Origin of the sequence: Janthinobacterium sp. SUN211 (genome assembly GCF_030587315.1) — a bacterium.
In the GTDB taxonomy this organism is placed as follows: Bacteria; Pseudomonadota; Gammaproteobacteria; order Burkholderiales; family Burkholderiaceae_D; genus Janthinobacterium; species Janthinobacterium kumbetense.
Genome location: NZ_JAPWIC010000001.1, coordinates 1,143,375 through 1,160,974 on the forward strand (window position 1 = coordinate 1,143,375; position 17,600 = coordinate 1,160,974).

The 17,600-nt window shown below is 63.3% G+C and carries 17 protein-coding genes and 1 riboswitch; of the genes, 6 read left to right on the top strand and 11 right to left on the bottom strand.

The genetic code is table 11. The features are described 5' to 3' along the window. Window positions 1-3: 3 nt before the first annotated feature. Genes O3301_RS04960 through O3301_RS04970 form a run of 3 tightly spaced genes read right to left on the bottom strand, consistent with a single transcriptional unit; the run spans window position 4 to window position 3,383 of the window. Window positions 4-147, bottom strand: coding sequence for a hypothetical protein (locus O3301_RS04960; protein WP_305055729.1), 144 nt, complete (start codon window positions 145-147; stop codon window positions 4-6). After that, window positions 144-908 (bottom strand): hypothetical protein, encoded by a 765-nt coding sequence (locus O3301_RS04965; protein WP_305055730.1) that lies wholly within the window; start codon window positions 906-908, stop codon window positions 144-146. The genes O3301_RS04960 and O3301_RS04965 overlap by 4 nt, the downstream gene beginning before the upstream one ends. A 39-nt stretch (window positions 909-947) precedes the next feature. Further along, window positions 948-3,383, bottom strand: coding sequence for a DNA internalization-related competence protein ComEC/Rec2 (locus O3301_RS04970; RefSeq protein ID WP_305055731.1), 2,436 nt, complete (start codon window positions 3,381-3,383; stop codon window positions 948-950). A 183-nt stretch (window positions 3,384-3,566) separates the two neighbouring features. Here O3301_RS04970 and O3301_RS04975 point away from each other — a divergent pair, with 183 nt between their 5' ends. Continuing rightward, the gene (locus O3301_RS04975) at window positions 3,567-4,400 is read left to right on the top strand and encodes a class I SAM-dependent methyltransferase (RefSeq protein WP_305055732.1); all 834 of its coding nucleotides are present in this window, start codon (window positions 3,567-3,569) and stop codon (window positions 4,398-4,400) included. Window positions 4,401-4,469: 69 nt separating this feature from the next. Here O3301_RS04975 and O3301_RS04980 read toward each other — a convergent pair whose 3' ends face one another. After that, a complete protein-coding gene (locus O3301_RS04980; RefSeq protein ID WP_143451532.1) occupies window positions 4,470-4,652 on the bottom strand; it encodes a hypothetical protein in 183 nt (60 codons plus the stop codon). Further along, complete coding sequence (locus O3301_RS04985) at window positions 4,649-4,999, bottom strand: glutaredoxin domain-containing protein (protein ID WP_305055733.1); 351 nt, start codon at window positions 4,997-4,999, stop codon at window positions 4,649-4,651. Before O3301_RS04985 ends, O3301_RS04980 begins: the two co-directional genes overlap by 4 nt. Before the next feature lie 24 nt (window positions 5,000-5,023). Between O3301_RS04985 and O3301_RS04990 the strand changes: the two genes are divergently transcribed. Next, window positions 5,024-5,305 carry a hypothetical protein gene (locus O3301_RS04990; RefSeq protein ID WP_305055734.1) on the top strand — a complete coding sequence of 94 codons (282 nt, stop codon included), beginning with the start codon at window positions 5,024-5,026 and terminating at the stop codon, window positions 5,303-5,305. A 359-nt stretch (window positions 5,306-5,664) separates the two neighbouring features. Then, a complete protein-coding gene (locus O3301_RS04995; RefSeq protein WP_289910407.1) occupies window positions 5,665-7,656 on the top strand; it encodes a helicase-related protein in 1,992 nt (663 codons plus the stop codon). A gap of 10 nt (window positions 7,657-7,666) precedes the next feature. Here O3301_RS04995 and O3301_RS05000 read toward each other — a convergent pair whose 3' ends face one another. The 6 genes from O3301_RS05000 to O3301_RS05025 form a co-directional block, all read right to left on the bottom strand. Beyond that, window positions 7,667-8,140 carry a T6SS effector amidase Tae4 family protein gene (locus O3301_RS05000; protein WP_305055735.1) on the bottom strand — a complete coding sequence of 158 codons (474 nt, stop codon included), beginning with the start codon at window positions 8,138-8,140 and terminating at the stop codon, window positions 7,667-7,669. Window positions 8,141-8,235: 95 nt separating this feature from the next. Beyond that, window positions 8,236-9,474, bottom strand: coding sequence for a sorbosone dehydrogenase family protein (locus O3301_RS05005; protein ID WP_305055736.1), 1,239 nt, complete (start codon window positions 9,472-9,474; stop codon window positions 8,236-8,238). Window positions 9,475-9,478: 4 nt separating this feature from the next. Then, complete coding sequence (locus O3301_RS05010; RefSeq protein WP_305055737.1) at window positions 9,479-10,276, bottom strand: TatD family hydrolase; 798 nt, start codon at window positions 10,274-10,276, stop codon at window positions 9,479-9,481. Between the two features lie 9 nt (window positions 10,277-10,285). Further along, a complete protein-coding gene (gene lolD, locus O3301_RS05015) occupies window positions 10,286-11,011 on the bottom strand; it encodes a lipoprotein-releasing ABC transporter ATP-binding protein LolD (RefSeq protein WP_035819561.1) in 726 nt (241 codons plus the stop codon). A gap of 16 nt (window positions 11,012-11,027) precedes the next feature. Next, window positions 11,028-12,293, bottom strand: a complete 1,266-nt coding sequence (locus O3301_RS05020; RefSeq protein WP_071076820.1) for a lipoprotein-releasing ABC transporter permease subunit — start codon at window positions 12,291-12,293, stop codon at window positions 11,028-11,030. 32 nt (window positions 12,294-12,325) lie between these two features. Beyond that, window positions 12,326-13,603, bottom strand: a complete 1,278-nt coding sequence (locus O3301_RS05025; protein WP_305055738.1) for a lipoprotein-releasing ABC transporter permease subunit — start codon at window positions 13,601-13,603, stop codon at window positions 12,326-12,328. Window positions 13,604-13,763: 160 nt separating this feature from the next. Between O3301_RS05025 and O3301_RS05030 the strand changes: the two genes are divergently transcribed. The 3 genes from O3301_RS05030 to fos all read left to right on the top strand — a co-directional run bounded on the left by O3301_RS05030 (window position 13,764) and on the right by fos (window position 17,166). Next, window positions 13,764-14,810, top strand: coding sequence for a hypothetical protein (locus O3301_RS05030; RefSeq protein WP_305055739.1), 1,047 nt, complete (start codon window positions 13,764-13,766; stop codon window positions 14,808-14,810). Further along, window positions 14,807-16,507 (top strand): single-stranded-DNA-specific exonuclease RecJ, encoded by a 1,701-nt coding sequence (gene recJ / locus O3301_RS05035; RefSeq protein WP_099667585.1) that lies wholly within the window; start codon window positions 14,807-14,809, stop codon window positions 16,505-16,507. Before O3301_RS05030 ends, recJ begins: the two co-directional genes overlap by 4 nt. A gap of 245 nt (window positions 16,508-16,752) precedes the next feature. Beyond that, complete coding sequence (gene fos / locus O3301_RS05040; RefSeq protein ID WP_305055740.1) at window positions 16,753-17,166, top strand: fosfomycin resistance glutathione transferase; 414 nt, start codon at window positions 16,753-16,755, stop codon at window positions 17,164-17,166. Between the two features lie 275 nt (window positions 17,167-17,441). Then, window positions 17,442-17,528: riboswitch (cyclic di-GMP riboswitch) on the top strand. Window positions 17,529-17,600 lie beyond the last annotated feature (72 nt).

A 17,600-nucleotide genomic window follows, 5' to 3' on the forward strand; every position in this document is an offset into this window, starting at 1 on the left:
GGTCTATTGCGCCACGATGGCATCGCCATACACGGCGAACTGCGCGCCGTCGAAGGCAAAGACGGCCACCTCGCGCATGGCAGCGTACAGCAGCGCCAGCAAGGCCTGCACCACAGACGCCTGCACGGTCGCCGCGCTGAACGTCAATGCACAACTGCACAACTCGCCGTCTTATTGGCCCTGGCAGCATCCGCCACCTGTAAGGCACTCCGCCTGACATCTCCCCACAAATACAATATTAGAAAAATGCCCACCAGCGGAAAAATAAAGTGCAGGACCTCATACTTTTTTTGCAAAACAGGACAGTCTTCGCCAGCGCAACGCTTATTTCGCCATAGCCCCACCACGCCGTAGCGACACAAATAAATAACTGCGTTCATCGTCACTGCAAGTAGCCACACTATCAAAATAACAAGGAGGCTGCCCAACCATTGCCTAACATTCGATAGAAGACTCTTGGTCAGCACTTCCGAAAAGACGAGCGACAATAACATCCCGGTAGTCATTGACACTGTATGCGAGATGCCATGTATGACAGGTACTAGTACTTTCTGCCTTAAAAAATGCCCCCACTCTGCAGCCAACAACATGGTGCATGACACCAGGAATAGGACAAGACTGGACAGCGGCGAGGGAATAGCCATGTAATGCGCAATAAATTCCCCTTGTAACGATTTGGCCATGTCACTGACAAGCTGATCGCTCGTGAATTGCAATCCAAATAAGACCAAACCAGTAAACAAGCCACTCGCAATACCAATACCCGTATGCTGTATCGCCTGCGCCAACGCTGGTGAAATCATCTCCACATGACATAACCATTGATTCGACTGAATCGAACGCAAGCGCCGGTAAAGGTCGTCGACTTTCGTCAGCAAACGCTCGAAACGATTGCATTCATCGCACATGATCGGCCTCCTGTCCCGTATCCGATGAGGTGTATTACTTTATCGGCCATGCCAGTAGCGCCGCCGGCTGGCCCGGTACCGCGTCACCTCGATATTGCCGCCAAACGCCAGCACCACCGCCCCCTCCACATCCGTGCGCAAGCGGGTAATACCCATGTCGCCATAGCGCGCATACACCTGCGCCTTCGGATGTTTATAGCGGTTGCGGTGCCCCACCTGGAAAATGGCCAGGGTCGGATGCACGGCGCTCAAAAACGCCGGCGTGGAAGACGTGCCGCTGCCGTGGTGCGGCGCCAGCAGCACGTCTGCAGCCAGTTCACCCTCCGCCGAGCGCGCCAGCAACTGCGCTTCCTGCGCCGCTTCGATGTCGCCGGCCAGCAAGATGGCATGCTTGCCTGCCGTGATTTTCACGGTGCAGCTGCGGGCATTCGGCGTCAAGCTGATGTCCGTATGGCTGGAGGGCAGCGGGTGCAACATGGCGAAATGCACCCCTTCCCAGGTCCAGCTCTGGCCCGCCGTACAGTGCAGGTACGGGAGCCGGGCTTGGCGACGGGCCTCGATGGCCGGGTGGCCGTCGAACAGGGACGAGGCCAGCCAGCCGACTTGCACGTTTTCCAGCAAGGATACAGCGCCGCCCGCGTGATCGAGGTCGCTGTGGGAAATGATCACGCCGTCGAGCCTGGCGATGCCGCGCGCGCGCAGGTAAGGCACGATGACCCGGCTGGCGCCATCGGAATCGAGACTGTAGGCGGGGCCCGTGTCGTACAGCAGACGGTGGCCGTGCGTTTCCACCAGCACGGCCATGCCTTGCCCCACGTCAAAGGCAGTCACCCATAGCTGGCCCGGCGGCGGGCTGGACGGCAAGGCCGTCAGCAGGGGCAGCCAGCCCAGCATGCCCGCCCAGCGGTGCGGCCAGCCGCGTGGCGCCAGCAGCCAGGCCGTGCCGAACAATGCCCAGCAAAAACTCCACATTGGCGGCGCGGGCGCCGTCCACACGGCAAAGCGGCGCGCGCCCAGCCAGTCCAGCACCTGTGCCAGCATCTGCACAATGGCGTGCGCCAGCAGCAACAGTCCATCGGACAGGGGCGCCGGCAGCAGGCTGCCAGCCAGAGACAAGGGCGTGACGACCAGGCTGATGACGGGAATGGCCAGCGCATTGGCGACGGGAGAAACCAGTGAGACTTGCGAAAACAGCAGCATCGTCAACGGTACCAGCCCCACCGTCACCACATACTGCGTGTGCGCACCGAGCGCCACGGCCGCGCGCAGGCGGCGCCAGCGTCCCGCCTGCTGCGGCAAGGGCACCGTGGTGCGGCCTGCCGTCGCATACAGCATGGTGGCGACGGCGCCGAACGACAGCCAGAAACCAGGCCATAGCACGGCCCACGGGTCGAGCAGCACCACGACGCCCAGCGCCAGGCACAGGATATGGCCGATGCTGGTAATGCGCCCCAGCCACAGGGCCAGCGCCACCACCAGCAACATATACAAGGTGCGCTGCCCGGGCACGCCGAAGCCGGCCAACAGCACATACAGGAACGCTGCCAACGCGCCGGCCAGCGCCGCCACCTTTTGCGCCGGCAGCCGCAAGGGCAATTGCCAGTCGGTAAAAAACGAGCGCCGCCACAACGTGCCCGCCCCCAGGGCGAACAGTCCCGCGATCATCGTGATGTGTAAACCCGAGATAGAGATCAAGTGGCTCACGCCCGTGCGGTTGAATACTTGCCAGTCCGACTGGGGGATGGCGCGCTGGTCGCCCACCACCAGCGCCACGATCACGCCCGCATACTGCCTATCTTCCAGGCTGCGCAGTATGCGTGCGCGCAAGGCCGCGCGACTAGCTTCCACCACATTGCCGAAGCCGCGCACGAAGGCAGCCAGGCGCACGTTCGGCGTATCGGCGCGCGGCTGCGGCCGCACATAGCCCGTTGCGCGCACGCCCTGTTCCAGCAGCCACGCCTCGTAGTCGAAGCCCATGGGATTCGCATTGCCATGCGGACGCTGCAGCCGCACGGTGAGGCGCCAGCGCTCGCCCGGCTGCACGTCGCCCACCTCGTTCGTCACTTCATCGCGAAAACCCGCATACCAGGACAAGGCGATCAAGGGAGGAACCTTCGCGCCAACCGCCTTTTCCACGGCAAAGTTAAAACGCACGCCCTGCTCGAAGCGGTACGGCAGGCTGGCAACGGTGCCCGTGACGATGATGTCCTGCCCTTCATCGGCCAGCTCCAGCTGCGGCGCCATGGCGGCCTGAGCCAGCCAGGCCGCCCAATAAAAGCCCAGTCCCACGCCAGCGGCAAGCGCAACAAAGCAGCGCCAGCCGGAGCCCCAGCGCGCATGACGACGCAGCGCCACGCTCGCTGCCAACCCGGCGCCCGCGATCCCCCACAGCAGCACGCCCGCATGCGGCGGCAAGCTTGCCTGCGTCTGCAACCAGGCGGCGCCAGCGGCAAAGCCGAGTATCAGGGTGCGCATGGGAACTCGACGCGAAAGGGATTCAGCTACTGTGCCCTTTCCCACTTTTTGCCCTCTGATCTGGCGCAATGGTGGCGTGGATAAACGCGGCCCTGCACGCCATCCAGCGCCACCGCTGGCGACACTTTCCGCATGCTAAGATGGCCATCCGGCGTTAAGGCGCCATGACTTTGCGAACCTTGCATGACACCACTGACTGCGGCCGAAACCTATTTGCAGGACTTTCATCAAAGGCAAGTGGGCGTCACCAGCGCCGCATTTGCCCATCTGCCGGCCAGTTCCCGCACCGGCGGCTGGGCCTCGTCCTACGACGTGCTGACCAGCCTGATACCAAGCGCGGACACGCCATTGAGCGTGCTCGACCTGGCCTGCGGCGATGGCCATCTGCTGGGTTTGCTGGCAGCCAGGCGGCAGCCCCGGCTACAATTGCTCGGCGCCGACATGAGCGAAGCGGAACTGGCCGCCGCGAGCGCAGCCCTGCCCGCTTCCGTGCGGCTGCTGCTGGGACGCGCCCAGGCGCTGGACCTGCCATCAAGCAGCGTCGATTATCTCGTGTCGCACATGGCGCTGATGCTGATGGACGACATCGAACAAGTCGTGCGTGAAATGCGCCGCGTGCTGCGTCCCGCTGGCCAGTTTGCGGCTATCGTCGGCCGGACATTCTTGCGGGGAGAAGTCAACGACGTTTTCATGCGCGTGTTCAAGCCGATCGCCAGTGACGCGCTGCCAAGCATGCGCTTCGGCGACCGGCGCGCTGGATCGGAAGCGGGCTGGCGCGAACTGCTCGATACCGGTTTCGCAGACGTCGCGTTTGACGATATCGACGTGCCATGGACGCCAACGCCGGGCGAATTGTGGACCGCCCTGCTGGACACCTACGATATCGACCGCCTGGACGACGGCGCCAGGCGGCGCCTGCGCAGCGCGCTCATGGAGGCCATGGCGCCGCTGCAAGACGGCGATGGCAAGATCGCCACCGGCTGGGGCCTGCGCCTGGTGCGCGCGCGTGCCGCCTGAACTGCCATCGACGCCATGGCTTGCTGGCGTCGATGGCAACAGGCTACGCTAGCGGGCTGCGCTCTCCTGTCAATTGCAGCCTTGCTGGCAGGCGGACCGCTCGGCGCCGCACTCGGCTTGAGACGTACCGCTGGCAATGCAAGCCCGCCATTCGGCGGCGCAGGCGCTATAGCAGCTGGCAAAGGCTGGCGTCGCAGTCACGGCTAAACCGAGACCGGTCGCAAAAAGAAACGCAGCGAGCTTTTTATTCATGATGTTCTCCTCAAGTCGGATGGCTGATGAATCCCTGCGCGCGCCATCCTCCGGCGCAGGGCCACATACACAGGTATGTCCTGGTTCATCGCTAGCTGGCTGTGCGTCAGCGCGAAGTGGAAATCATGGAGATAGGCGCGCCCTTTCGCGCAATAAGGACAGGTCTGCGTGCCATACACAACAACCTTGGTGGCGGTGCCGGCAAAATACGCGCTGTGATTCCTTTCGCCATACGCACGCTGCAGCCGTTCATATAAATTCGGCACGCCCCAGCCGATAGCAAGACCGCCAGCGAGAATAATGCCGCATATCGCCGTCGATTTCAGATGTTTTTGAAAACATGCCAAAATTTCCTCGAAAAATCTGAGGCCATGATCAGCTCACCATTATTAATTGTCAAGATAATTCAATTCATGTCGCCCCGCTGCACAATTGCTCATGCAATCAACATTGCAGGCGCGGTTCGCTCACTGTGCGCCAGGTTGAATTTCAAATCTGCAGTCTCGGTGGCCGTCATCGGCGCGCCGGCTGCCGCTGGCGCCATTGGAACAACGCGGCGTTTATTTATTTCCGATGCACGCAAGCGAATATGTGCAAGCCTGCCCCGCAAAAAACAATCTGCATACCAGGTAAATATCGTCGCCATGCGCTGATAGAAACAGACTCTCTGTCACCATCAATGTTAAGATAATTTAGATTCCACAATTAAATTAAAAAAATTAAACATTATTAATAAAAATATATTTGATAATTTTTCAGCCGGATATAAGCGCAACAGGCAAAAACCGGCAAGCGCAAACCGTCAGATATCGCCTGCCCATTTCGCATCCAGGCAACCTGATTCGCGATACCGTGGAAGCGCTGTTTTCCACGCTTGCCGGAAGCTTATCCAGCCCAGGTATCACCGCTTTCAAGATCAGCGCTGCTGCAGCGGCCGCACCGCGCGCCGGACAAAATCTTTACCCTGCGCACGGTATAATCGGCCTCGCTTACTTCAACACCCAGGCACGACATGACTTCCTCCGCACTTCCTCCCGATACTTCCACCGACATTTCCGACAGCAGCGAAGACAATAACGACGCCACCCTGGTCGCGGAACTGGGGGAACTGGCCGAGCATATCCGCCTCGTCAAGATGGAAGGCCGCGTCTTCGTGCGTTTTTCCGGCGTCGTCAAGGCGGGCCATCTGGTGGTGCCGTATGCGCTGGTACCAAGCCAGGGCGTGCTGGCGCGGCCGGCCAAGTGGCGCAAGATGGACCGCGAGACCAAGCTGGCCCTGGTGCGCGAACGGGCCAGCGCGGCCGTCTTCGAGGAGCTGCGCCAGCATGTGATCGATTTCGTCGCCGATATCGCGGGCTTGAGCGAGGACGTGGACACGGACCCGATGGTCTTCCTGCACACCCTGGCCGACATGCAGACGTCGGAGCCGGCCGGCATGGTGTTCGACCGCATCCGCCAGCGTTTCAATCACGCCATCGAGCGCCAGCAGGAAGAACAGCATGCTGCGCGCACGCGCCAGAGCATCAACCTGGCCGAATATCCCGCCTCGTTCGAGATGGCGCGCCGCCTGCCGCGCCGCTTTGTCGCCCTGCTAGGGCCCACGAATTCCGGCAAGACGCACCGCGCCATGGAAGCGCTGGTCAAGGCAAAGAGCGGCATCTATCTGGCCCCCTTGCGCCTGCTGGCTCTGGAAAACTATGAACGCCTGCAGGAAGCAGCACCGCACGGCAAGCCGCTGGCCGTGAGCCTGATCACGGGCGAGGAACGCAGGGTCGTCGACGGCGCCACGCACGTGGCCAGCACGGTGGAAATGCTGGACACGAAAACCGTCGTCGAAGTGGCCGTCATCGATGAAATCCAGATGCTGGCCGACCCGGACCGGGGCGCCGCATGGACGGCGGCCGTCTGCGGCGCGCCCGCCCACACCGTCTACCTGGTAGGGGCGCCCGAAGCGCGGCGCGCCATCGAAGCGCTGGCCGAGCGCCTGGACTGCCCGCTGGAAGTGCATGTTTTGAAACGCATGGCGCCCCTGTCGATGGAGCCGACGGCCGTGCGCAAGGTGCGCAACCTGCGCCGCGGCGACGCCGTCATCGCCTTTTCGCGCCGCGAAGTGCTGATGTGGCGCGACATGATCACGGAAACGGGGTTGTCGGTGGCGACTGTGTACGGCAACCTGTCGCCGGAAGTGCGGCGCGCGCAGGCGCAGCGCTTCCGCGACGGCACGGCCGATATCGTCGTCGGCACGGACGCGCTGGCGATGGGCCTGAACATGCCGATCGCGCGCATCGTCATGACCACCTGCGTCAAATACAATGGCCGCGAGGAGGAAGAGATTTCGGCCGCGCTGGCGCGCCAGATCGCCGGACGCGCAGGCCGCTACGGCGTGCATGAAGAGGGACTGGTGGCCGGCTACGACAACGAAACGCATGAAGTGATGCGCGCCCTGCTGAAGGAAAAGCTGCATCCGCTGAACACCAGCGGCTTTGCCGTGGCGCCGTCGCTGGAACACCTGCACCGCATTTCGTCGGTGACGGGCGAGCTGTCGCTGTCGAAACTGCTGCGCCGCTTCATCCACAATATCGACGTGCCGGATGGCTTTTTCTTCCCCCGCATCACGGAAGACCAGAAGGAGCGCGCCATCTGGCTCGACACCCTGCCCCTGTCCGTGGCCGACAAGTTCACCCTGTCGCTGGTGCCGATATCGAGCAAGGTGCCGTCCCTGCAAACGGCGTGGGAACACTGGGCGAAGAATCTGTCGCAGGGCAAGACGTCTACCTTGCGCCAGCACGCGTATGGCGGCGGCACGCAGAATCTGCAGCAGGTGGAAGACACGTGCCGCTACTATTCCGCATATGCGTGGCTCAGCTACCGCCTGCCCGAATTCTTCCCCGATATCGCCGTGGCGCAAAACCTGTCGCGCGATGCGTCCGAGCGGGTCGATTCCATCCTGCGCGCGCACAATGCGGCTTCGCGCGGACGCTCGAAGAAGTTCAAACAAGCGTAGAAAGCAAGCGTCAACGGAGTGGCCAGAACCAGACCTCGCCACACTCCCAGTAGCATTCGGTGCCGCACTCCTTGACGCCGATGGATGGCAGCAGGATATCGATATGCCCGCCCGCGCCGCCCAGGTAGCCGGGGATGCGGAAGAAGGCGACGAGGCCCTGGCGCTGGCCGATGCCGGCGATGGCGGCATTCCTGGCGAATTTTTCAGGCGTGCCGAACATCGACGGGCTGGCCAGCATGTGCGCCAGCTTGGCCTGACCCGGTTCGATCAGCGCGCCCTTGAACGGCCCCTTGCGGATGGCCATGCGGCCCCTGACCTGGACGCCGGCCTTGATCAGGGCCAGGCTGACGCGGATGGCGCAGGTATTGGCAAAGCTGTCCTTGCCGATCAAGTCTTCCCAGCCGATTTCGCCGAACAAGGCCGCCTGGTCGACGGCCGCCACGCTCGAGTAATTTTCACGCAGATTGATGAATGCGGGTTTCACGCCGGCCTCCCGTTGCCCCTGGACGATAGGGAACCTCAGGCCGATTGTAGGAGGATGCGGCAGCCCCCGCACTGAGCGAGGTCAAGCGATATGCATTACGGTTTGCCCGCCTCGTAATGCAGTTTCAACACCAGCCCATTATGGTCATCGGCCATATAGATATCGCCATCCTGCCCCTGCTTCACGTCGACGGGCGCGCCCCTGCCCTGCTTGCCCTTGCGCTCCCAGTTGCCGATCAACTCGACGGACTTGCCCAGCGGCGCGCCAGCCTTGTCGGGCAACAGGGCCACCATGCGGTGGCCATTGCTGCGGTAGCCGTGGTAGCCGATGATCAGGCTATTCTTGTACAGTGCCGGGTAGCGGCTGGCCGTGTAAAAGGTCATGCCCATCGGTGCGGCGTGGCCGGGCAGCAGGCGCTGCGGCGCCGCATACTGGGCGTCGCAAGCCGTCTTCGGATACTCGGGACTGGCCACATTGTCGTCGTAGCAGTACGGCCAGCCATAGTGCCGGTCGGCCTTGATCAAGTTGAGTTCTTCATGCGGCAGGTTTTCGTCGCTTTTCAGCTGCGGCATGGCGGCCTGGATGGCGTCGCGCGAGTTTTCCGCCTGCCACAGCTCGCCCGTGGCCGGATGGAAGGCCAGCGCCATCGAATTGCGCAAGCCGCGCGCATGCGTGCGCCAGCTCGTCACCGTGCCGGCCGGCCACGCCATCGTGTATTCGCGGATGGCGCCCAGCGCGTCAAGGCCTTCCGCCGAGGGGCAAGCCTTGGCCGGATCGGGCGCCTTGCCATCGTTCTCGCAATGGTCGGTACTGGAACCCACGTTCACATACAGGTCGCCCTTGGGGCTGAAACGCATGTTCGTCAGCAGGTGCAAACCGAGGCCCGGCAGGCGCGGCGTCTTGGCCGTGCCGCCGATCACGTCGGTGATGGCGCGGGCCGGATCGCGCAAGTCGAAGCGGAAGATGCGCCCCACCTCGCCCACGTAGACCATGCCGTCCGGTCCCTGCACGATGCCGTTCGGGCGATCGAGCTTGTCGAGCAGCAGCTTGCGCTCGTAGCCGCCACCGGCCGCCTTGGGCTGCAACAGCCATAATTTACCCTGTTTCGGCGCCCATCCCGCCATGTCCGTGACGACGATGTCGCCATTCGTCAGCGGCAGCACGCCGCGCGGGAATTTCAGGCCGTCGGCCAGCACGGCCACGCAAAAACCGGCCGGCGTGGTGACGTCGAGGCGCGGCATGCCGTCGCACTGGGCGCCGGTCGCCGCCTGGGCTGGCGCCAACACGGTGGACATACAGGCTGCCAGGGCGCCCGCAAGCATTTTCTTGTTCATGGTCTCACTCCATCAGGGGTAATCGGGGCATCACGGCGCGCGCGTTGGCGCTGGTGGCAAGCGCCACTTGCGCGATATCAAGGCCGCGCAGCTCGGCCAGCACGGCGCCGATGCGCGGCAATTCTTCGGGGCTGTTGCGGCCAGGGTGGATCCAGCTGGGGGAAATGTCGGGCGCGTCCGTCTCCAGCACGATGGCTTCCAAAGGCAGGTCGGCCGCCATGCGGCGTATCTGCAGCGCGCGCGTAAACGTCATGGCGCCGCCAAACCCCAGCTTGAAACCGAGGTCGATATAACCTTGCGCCTGCTGGAAGCTGCCGTTGAACGCATGGGCGATGCCGCCGTTCGGGCGGATCTGGCGCGCATGTTTGAGGACGATATCCTGCGAGCGGCGCACGTGGGTCAGCACGGGCAAGTCGAAGTCGCGGGCAATCTTCAGCTGCTCGCGCAGGAAATGCTCCTGTTTGACTCTCATGGCCGGTTCGCACAGCATGGGGATGAAGAAATCGAGGCCGATTTCGCCGATGGCGACAAAGCGCGGGTCGGCCATGGCGGCTTGCACGGCCTCGCGCAGGGCGATCAAATCGTCGTCCGTGGCGTGCGGCACGTAGATCGGGTGTATACCAAGGGCATAGCAGGCGTTGGGCGCCGTTGCCGCCAGATCGCGCACGATGCCGAAATTGGCCCGTTCGACAGCGGGAATGACGATCATGCCCACGCCCTGCTGCTGCGCGCGCGCCGCCACCTGCAGCGATTCGCTGCCGAATTCATGCGCGTCGAGGTGGCAGTGCGTGTCGATCCACATGGCGAATTCCTAGTATTGGTACGGCTGCAGCCCTTCGTCCGTCAGGCGCAGCACGCGGTCGCAGCGCTTGGCCAGCTCGATATCGTGCGTGACGATGACGAAGGCCGTACCCAGGGTGCGCGACAATTCCAGCATCAGGTCGAAAATCTGTTCGGCCGTGGCGTGATCGAGGTTGCCCGTCGGTTCATCGGCCAGCACGCAGGCCGGCTGCGTGACGAGGGCGCGGGCCAGGGCCACGCGCTGGCGCTCGCCGCCCGACAATTCGCCCGGCGTGTGCGTGACGCGCTTGGCCAGGTTCACGCGCGTGAGGATCTGCTGCGCCAGCTCGGTGGCGGGCGCGCGCTTCATGCGCCGTATCATCAGCGGCATGGCGACGTTGTCCAGCGCGGAAAACTCGGGCAGCAAGTGATGGAACTGGTAGACGAAGCCCAGCGAGGCGTTGCGCAAGTCGCCGCGCGCCTTTTCGCTGAGGGTGGCGAAATCCTTGCCCAGCAGGGTCACCTTGCCGCTGGTGGGCGTATCGAGCCCGCCCAGCAGGTGCAGCAGGGTCGATTTGCCGGAGCCGGAAGCGCCGACGATGGCGACCCGCTCTCCGCGGTGGACGTCGATGTCGATGCCGGCCAGGACCTGCACCTTGTAGCTGCCCTGCGTGAAAGTCTTGCCCAGGCCGCGGCAGCTGAGGACGGCGGAATCGGCGGAAGCGCCATTGGAGGCAGGTTTGTTCAGATCGGTCATGGTCATAGTCAGTGGTTTATTCATAGCGCAGGGCTTCCGCAGGTTTCACGCGGGCGGCCCACCAGCTTGGGTACAGGGTCGCCAGGAAGGCGAGGATCACGGCCAGCACGCCGATCTTGGTGACGTCGGGCCAGCGCAGGTCGGACGGCACGGTGCTGATGAAGTAAATGTCCTTGGAGAGGAACTGCACGCCCAGCAGGTGCTCGATGAAGGGCACGATGACGTCGATGTTCATGGCGACCAGCACGCCGCCGCCCACGCCCAGGATGGTGCCCAGGATGCCCACCAGCGCGCCCTGGATCATGAAGATCTTCATGATGGAACGGGGCGATGCGCCCAGGGTGCGCAAAATCGCGATATCGGCCTGCTTGTCCGTCACCGTCATCACCAGGGTCGAGACCAGGTTGAAGGCCGCCACCGCGATGATCAGGGTCAGGATGATGAACATCATGCGCTTTTCCGTCTGCACGGCAGCGAACCAGTTGGCGTTCAGCTTGGACCAGTCGCGCAGCCACAGGTCGCCCGGCATGGATTTTTTCAGCTCCGCCGCCACTTGCGGCGCCTGGTTCATGTCGGCCAGGCGCAAACGCAGGCCAGATGGGCCGTCCAGGCGCAGCAAACGCTGGCCGTCTTCGATATTGATGAAGGCCAAACCCGCGTCGAATTCATTGTGACCCGCCTGGAAGATGCCGCTGACGGTAAAGCTGCGCATGCGCGGCAGCACGCCGGCCGGCGTGACCTGGCCCTGCGCCAGCATCAGCGTGACTTTTTCGCCCAGGTTGACGCGCAAGGCGCGCGCCAGCTCGATGCCCAGCACGATATTGAAGGTGCCCGGCTGCAGGGCCTTGAAGCTGCCCATGCGCGTCTGGCCGGCCACGTCGGAGACGTTCGGCTCTTCCTCGGGCAGCACGCCGCGCACGATGGCGGGGCGCAGCGCATCGTCGCGCAGCAGCATGCCTTGCGTTTCCACAAACGGCGCGGCGCCTTTCACGGCGGGATTCTTGAACGCCTGCGCCGCTTCGGCGCGCCAGTCGGGCATGCTGCCGCTGTTGTCGAACACTTCCACGTGGGCCAGCACGGACAGCATGCGGTCCGTCACTTCCTTCTGGAAACCGTTCATCACGGACAGCACGACGATCAGCGCCGCCACGCCCAGGCCGATGCCGGCCATGGAAATGAGCGAGATGAAGGAGATAAAACTGTTACGGCCACTGCGCTTGCCGGCCCGCGTGTAACGCAGGCCAACCAGCCATTCGAAGGGCAAATTCTTGAAAATACTCATTGTTCAGGCGGTCTTTATCGTTTCTTGGAGTGTTATTCGTAGCGCAGCGCCTCGGCCGGCTTGACGCGCGCGGCGCGCCAGCTCGGGTAGATGGTCGCCACCAGCGCCAGGCCAAAGGCGATCAGGCCGATCTGCGCCACGTCCAGCCAGTGCACGTCCGACGGCACGGCGCTGATCTGGTAGATTTCCTTCGAGATGAAGTGCAGGCCGAAGATGCCTTCGATGAAGGGCACGATGACGCCCACGTTCAGCGCCAGCACGACGCCGCCGATCACGCCCAGCGCACTCCCCAGCAAGCCGACCAGCGCGCCCTGGATCATGAATATCTTCATGATCGAGAACGGCGAGGCGCCCAGGGTGCGCAAAATGGCGATGTCGGCCTGCTTGTCGGTGACCGACATGACCAGGGTCGAGACGAGGTTGAACGCGGCCACGGCGATGATCATGCTGAGGATGATGAACATCATGTTCTTCTGGCTTTGCACCAGCGCATACCAGCTGGCACTGGCGCGCGACCAGTCGCGCATCCACAGCTGGCCCGGCATCGACGCTTTCAATTCGCGCGCCACCTGCGGCGCCTGGTTCATGTCGTGCAGGCGCAAACGCAGGCCGGACGGGCCGTCGAGCTGCAACAGCTGCTCCGCATCCTGCATATTGACAAACGCCAGGCTGCCATCGATTTCATTGTGGCCTGCCTCGAAGATGCCGGCGACTTTGAGCGCGCGCATGCGCGGCATGACGATGCCAGTGGCCGGGTCGCCCGCCTTCGGCTCGCGTTCCAGCATCAGGGTGACGTTCTGCCCCACCTGCACGCCCAGCGCCTTGGCCAGGTCGATGCCCAGCACGATGTTGTACGAGCCTGGCGTGAGGTCCTTGAAACTGCCCTGCTTCATCTGGGAAGCCACGCTGGAGACGGTGGCTTCCTGCTGCGGCAGCACGCCGCGCACGACGGACGGGCGCATGGTTTCGTCGTTGAGCAGCATGCCCTGGGTTTCCACGAACGGCGACACGGCTTTCACTTGCGGGTTGGCGTAGGCGGCGCGCTCCTGCGCCTGCCAATTCGGCATCGAGCCGCTGGTATCGAACACCTCGACATGGGCCAGCACCGACATCAGCCGGTCGGTGACTTCCTTCTGGAAGCCGTTCATGACGGAGAGGACGACGATCAGGGCGGCCACGCCCAGGCCGATGCCGGCCACGGAAATGAGGGAGATGAAGGAAATGAAGCTGTTGCGGCCGCTGCGCTTCCCGGCACGCGTATAGCGCACGCCAACCTGCCACTCAAAAGGAAATTGTTTGATGATGCTCATGCGCTCCCGCGACAACGTAATATGCGAGCGCGCAGTGTGCCACACAAATGACACTCATGCGTGAAACACATCACCGTGGCGCGACTTTTCCCGCGCCCGCCGTCAAGGGAAAAAGCGCGGGAACTACTCCCCCACCGCCACAATCGCCTACAATCTCGGGATGAATCAACTTACCCTCGTCCTGCCCTTCGCCTTGCCCAATGCCGAACTGGCTGCCGACCTGCTCAAGGTCTTGCAGGCACCCGCCCTGGCGGCCCTGCTGTCGCGCACCTCCGATTGCAATTTGGAAACTTTTGACAACGCCAACCGCCTGCTGCCGCACGAAGCGTGGCTGGCGCATGCCTTGACCCTGTCGCCCGCGCCCAACGGCGAGGCGGCGCAGGCGGCCTTTGCGGCCCAGGCCATGCGCGGCTACGGCCTGGCGCCGGAACCGGGCGCGCGCTACTTCCTGCTGCATCCGGCCCACTTGGCCATCGCCCGCAGCCATATCAGCCTGGAAGACTTGCGCCAGCTCAAGCTGAGCGAGACCGATGGCCGCACGCTGTTCGAGACGGCGCGTCCGTATTTCGACGAAATCGGCCAGCCCCTGGCGTATGGCGACGCGGGCACCTGGTTCATGCGCGCCGATGGGTGGAGCGACTTGCAGTGCGCCACGCCGGACGCCGCCACCACGCAAGACCTGTCCGTGTGGATGCCGGAAGGCGAGCATGCGCGCGCCGCGCGCCGCCTGCAGAATGAAGTGCAGATGCTGTGGCATGAACATCCCGTCAACGCGGCGCGCGAAGCGCGGGGCTTGAAAGCCATCAATTCCTTCTGGATCTGGGGCGGCAGCCTGGCTGCATCTGCGCGCTGCGCGGCCAGCCTGCATACGAAGGACGCGCCCGGCTGGCTGGCCGCGCTGGCGGAACCGGCGCGGCGCGATGCCAGTCCAAGCAGTGTGCTGGCGGACCAGAGCGACGCCATCGTCGTGCTGGGCGGATTGACCGAAGCGGCGCAGGCGCAGGAATGGGGCATGTGGCTGCAACAGTTGCAAGCGCTGGAGGCGGACTGGTTCGCGCCCCTGCTGGCGGCCCTCAAGGATGGCCGCCTGGGCCAGTTGCGCCTGGTGCTGAGCCACCGCGACGCCTGGCTGGACTGCACCACCAGCAAGCATGCGCAGCGCAAATTCTGGCGCGCGATTACCCTGAACAAGTTGAAAGCATCATGACCCGTACCCGCATCGCCACCCGTCCCTGCCCTTACCGCGAATCCGAATTGCTGCGCCAGGGCGGCATCCACCCCGTGCTGGCCCGCTTGTACGCGTCGCGCGGCCTGTCCGACGCGAAAGAGCTCTCGATCGAGCCGAAGGACTTGATACCGCCGTCCGGCTTGCTGCACATCGGCGCGGCCGGCGTCTTCCTGGCCGACGCCATTGCCGCCAAGAAACGCATGGTCATCGTGGCCGACTACGATTGCGACGGCGCCACCGCCTGCGCCGTGGCCATCCGCGGCTTGCGCGCCATGGGCGCCGACGTCGACTTCATCGTGCCCAACCGTTTTGAATACGGTTACGGCCTGACGCCGGAAATCGTCGAGCTCACCGCGCGCGAAAAGTCGCCCGACATCATCATCACCGTCGACAACGGCATCGCCAGCATCGACGGCGTGGCCGAGGCCAACCGGCGCGGCATCCAGGTGGTTGTCACCGATCACCATTTGCCGGCCGACACCCTGCCCGACGCGGCCGTCATCGTCAACCCGAACCAGCCCGCCTGCGGTTTCCCTAGTAAACACCTGGCGGGCGTGGGCGTCGTGTTCTACGTCTTGCTGGCCTTGCGCGCCGAGCTGCGCCGGCGCGGCATCTTTGATGCGCAAACGCAACCCAAGCTCGACAACCTGCTCGACCTGGTGGCGCTGGGCACGGTGGCCGACGTGGTGCGCCTCGATACCAACAACCGCATCCTCGTCGCGCAAGGTCTCAAACGCATGCGCAAGGGCAATATGCACGCGGGCGTGGCCGCCCTGTTCCGCGTGGCGGGCCGCGAAGCGCGCAGCGCCACGCCGTTCGACCTGGGTTTTGCGCTGGGACCGCGCCTGAATGCGGCCGGCCGCCTGCAAGACATGTCCCTGGGCATCGAATGCCTGGTCACGGACGACGAAGGCCGCGCCTGGGCGCTGGCCCAGCAACTCAACGACATCAACCTGAAGCGCCGCGAAATCGAGGCGGAAATGCAGGATACTGCCCTGCTGCACCTCGATGCTTTCGAACCGGCCAACAGCAGCACCATCAGCGTCTTCGACGAATCCTGGCACCAGGGCGTGATCGGCATCGTGGCCTCGCGCCTGAAGGAAAAGTTTTATCGTCCGACCATCACGTTCGCGCCAGGCGCGGATGGCTGGATCAAAGGTTCCGGCCGCTCGATCCCCGGTTTTCACTTGCGCGACGCGCTCGACCTGGTGTCGAAACGGGCGCCCAGCCTGATCGACAAGTTCGGCGGCCACGCCATGGCGGCCGGCTTGACCATCCGCGCCGACGCCTTCGACGCCTTTTCCCAGGCCTTCGAAGCCGTGGGCCAGGCCTGGCTCAGCCAGCAACAGCTGGAACGGGTGGTGGAAACGGACGGCCCGCTGGAAGACGCGTATTACACGACGGCCTTCATCGAGCTGATGGATGAGCAGGTGTGGGGCCAGGGCTTCGCCCCGCCCGTCTTTTGCGACGAATTCCGCGTCGTCAGCCAGCGCATATTAAAAGAGCGCCATTTGAAACTGTTGCTGGAAAAGAACGGCGTGCGCTTCGACGCCATCTGGTTCGGCCACACGGACGCCCTGGGCGAGCGCACGCGGGTCGCCTTCCGGCTCGATGCGAATGAATACAATGGCACGACCAAAGTACAACTCATGGTGGAGCACGCCGAGCCTGCGTAGTGACACCTGACACCACCTACTGCGCGTCGGCATAGGTCGCCTGCGATGCTCACCGTACTGGAAGTACGGTTGCGCTTCTGGGCCACAAGGGGGCGCCGAGCCTCACTGCCGCTCGCTACGGTTTGGTCAGGTGCCGTGAGGTTTGTGGCCTTGTTGCTGTATCTCAAACTTCTGTGGAACAAAGTGATATCAAATCATGGCGATAGCCGACACAGGCCTCCCCCACCTGAAAGCTATCCAGCCCCATGTTGACCGGCCTGAACCACCTCACCCTGTCCGTGCGCGACCTGGCGCGCAGCGTGGCCTTTTACCGCGATACCTTGGGTCTGCACCTGCATGCGCGCTGGGACAGGGGCGCGTATCTGTCGGCCGGGGATTTGTGGCTGTGCCTGTCGCTGGATGGACAGGGCACGGCCGCGCTGGCCAGCCCGGCTTACACGCACTACGCGTTTTCCATTTCCACGGAAGACTTCGCCGCCTTTGCCGCCCGCCTGCGCGCCGCCGGCGTGCCCGAATGGCAGCAAAACCGCAGCGCCGGCGATTCCCTGTATTTTCTCGACCCGGACGGCCACCGGCTGGAAGCCCATGCTGGCAGCCTGGCGCAGCGGCTGGCGGCCTGCCGCGCAGCGCCGTATCAGGGCATGGTGTTCGAGGATTGAGACCGGCAAGAACGCATATTCAGTAAATTCGTTAGATTCATTAGAAAACGAAAAATGCAAGCGCCGTTGCCGTGAAAAAACACTGTCACGCCTCGGTACACCCTTGATAACCTTGCTTTTAAGACTTAATCAGGCTGACAAGATTCCATCCATCAATAGGCAAATTTGCCACATTTTATTGCATAAATAAAAATATTGATTGAAAATAGTTAACACTTATTTGGCAAATTCACTAAAATCGATGACGCATCAGGAAATTCCCAATGATGCATGATCAGTTTTGAGGGCAAACCCGTCGAAAGGCGGGGACGCAAAGCCACCGGCCTACCGCGCGCAAGCGCCACGGCAGCGGGGCTGCCAATGCAGGGCCGGGACCGCCAGCGCGCGGCGCCAGCCTGGAAGCATTGTCGAGATGTGGCCCTCGCCCAACTCGG

Excerpts from the sequence above, each read along its gene's own strand:
- O3301_RS04965 (WP_305055730.1), bottom strand. The coding sequence starts at position 908 with ATGTGCGATGAATGCAATCGTTTCGAGCGTTTGCTGACGAAAGTCGAC.
- O3301_RS04970 (WP_305055731.1), bottom strand. The coding sequence starts at position 3,383 with ATGCGCACCCTGATACTCGGCTTTGCCGCTGGCGCCGCCTGGTTGCAG.
- O3301_RS04975 (WP_305055732.1), top strand. The coding sequence starts at position 3,567 with ATGACACCACTGACTGCGGCCGAAACCTATTTGCAGGACTTTCATCAA.
- O3301_RS04980 (WP_143451532.1), bottom strand. The coding sequence starts at position 4,652 with ATGAATAAAAAGCTCGCTGCGTTTCTTTTTGCGACCGGTCTCGGTTTA.
- O3301_RS04990 (WP_305055734.1), top strand. The coding sequence starts at position 5,024 with ATGATCAGCTCACCATTATTAATTGTCAAGATAATTCAATTCATGTCG.
- O3301_RS04995 (WP_289910407.1), top strand. The coding sequence starts at position 5,665 with ATGACTTCCTCCGCACTTCCTCCCGATACTTCCACCGACATTTCCGAC.
- O3301_RS05005 (WP_305055736.1), bottom strand. The coding sequence starts at position 9,474 with ATGAACAAGAAAATGCTTGCGGGCGCCCTGGCAGCCTGTATGTCCACC.
- O3301_RS05010 (WP_305055737.1), bottom strand. The coding sequence starts at position 10,276 with ATGTGGATCGACACGCACTGCCACCTCGACGCGCATGAATTCGGCAGC.
- lolD (WP_035819561.1), bottom strand. The coding sequence starts at position 11,011 with ATGACCGATCTGAACAAACCTGCCTCCAATGGCGCTTCCGCCGATTCC.
- O3301_RS05020 (WP_071076820.1), bottom strand. The coding sequence starts at position 12,293 with ATGAGTATTTTCAAGAATTTGCCCTTCGAATGGCTGGTTGGCCTGCGT.
- O3301_RS05025 (WP_305055738.1), bottom strand. The coding sequence starts at position 13,603 with ATGAGCATCATCAAACAATTTCCTTTTGAGTGGCAGGTTGGCGTGCGC.
- O3301_RS05030 (WP_305055739.1), top strand. The coding sequence starts at position 13,764 with ATGAATCAACTTACCCTCGTCCTGCCCTTCGCCTTGCCCAATGCCGAA.
- recJ (WP_099667585.1), top strand. The coding sequence starts at position 14,807 with ATGACCCGTACCCGCATCGCCACCCGTCCCTGCCCTTACCGCGAATCC.
- fos (WP_305055740.1), top strand. The coding sequence starts at position 16,753 with ATGTTGACCGGCCTGAACCACCTCACCCTGTCCGTGCGCGACCTGGCG.